The sequence below is a fragment of the bacterium genome (genome assembly GCA_040757115.1).
In the GTDB taxonomy this organism is placed as follows: Bacteria; UBA9089; CG2-30-40-21; order CG2-30-40-21; family SBAY01; genus JBFLXS01.
Window position 1 is genome coordinate 1 of the sequence record JBFLYA010000446.1, and the last position, 1,285, is coordinate 1,285.

A 1,285-nucleotide genomic window follows, 5' to 3' on the forward strand; every position below is an offset into this window, starting at 1 on the left:
ATAGTTTTGAGAATTTCTCCTGATAAATCAAATGAATTTGGTTTTGGACCACGTGGATATCTTTTTTGCATAATTCTTTCCTCCTTAAAATTTCTATGCCCACGTGGAATTATCGTCATTTTATCAGCAAAACTTTAGAAAAAACTGTGAAAAAATTTACTTAACACAGTACTAGACTGGACACCAAATGAACAAAAGTTGCTATTGTTGGTTTAAAGCAAGATATTTCATGATGGGACTCCTTTTATTTTAGATTTTGTTATATCAGTATAACATACCTGTCAATCTATTAAAGGATGCCCGTCTTTACATATTATCAATTTCCTAGCAGTTAAAAATGTTATTTCCTTAGTGGATGAGTGCGGAGTGTGGATTGGTATATTAATCATGCAGAATTATCCTATTTTCTGTATATCATGTAAAAAGTAATGATAACCAGTTAGAATTATACAGAATTTATTTGTTTTTGTCAAATTTTTTCGACCTGGGAAAACAAAATTATACTCCACTGCTTGGTGTAAGAAAAGGAGATAGGGAGATTAAGGAGATAAGGGGATATTATTCTAATTCCACTCTTCTAAAATCTACCTTTTCTTTAGCAAAGTTTACAAGAATAGCCATCTTTACACCTGTAGCTTTTAAATATGAGCGAACCTGAGCATAATGAGCTTTGCTTAATTCCTCCACCGTTTTTAATTCTACTATTACCTTGCTTTCTACAAGAATATCCAATCTGTGTTTCCCAATTTCTTCTCCTTCGTAGTAGATTAGTATTTCTTTCTCTGTCTCAACTCTCAATCCCTGTTTTGTAAGTTCAATTACCATTGCCCTGCGGTAAATACTTTCCAGAAAACCTGGATCCAGTGTCTGGTGTACCTTAATAATACATTGAATTATTATCTCAGTAAGTAAATTTTCTTGATATTCTTTTGATATCTCCATATCTCCTTTATCCCCTTATCCCCCTTCTTATACTAACCACGATCAAAATATTCCTATTTCACAGGTCGAATTTTTTCTTGACCTTTTGAGGCTATTGTGTTAAAATACAGAAAACTATATAATAACTTGTTAGCCCGCTGCGAAGAAACAGACTCAGAACGTAAGTGGCGAAGAAGTAGCTTGGAACAGGAGCAATGAAGAAGTGGTTCGGAGAGGAAGTGGCGAAGAAGTAGAGTGGAGCAGAAGCATCGAAGAAATGGACTCGGAACGGAAGTGGTGAAGAAGTATCCTGGAGCAGAAATAGCGAAGAAGTAGCTTGGAAGAGGAGCAGCGAAGAACCAGA

At 35.1% G+C, this 1,285-nt stretch carries 2 protein-coding genes; both read right to left on the bottom strand.

Annotated elements, in window-relative coordinates; genetic code table 11:
• Nucleotides 1–558 precede the first annotated feature (558 nt).
• Nucleotides 559–942 carry a GxxExxY protein gene (locus AB1422_19530; protein MEW6621493.1) on the bottom strand — a complete coding sequence of 128 codons (384 nt, stop codon included), beginning with the start codon at nt 940–942 and terminating at the stop codon, nt 559–561.
• Nucleotides 943–1,033: 91 nt separating this feature from the next.
• Nucleotides 1,034–1,285: hypothetical protein (locus AB1422_19535; GenBank protein ID MEW6621494.1), on the bottom strand; the 252-nt coding region annotated here is incomplete at its 5' end.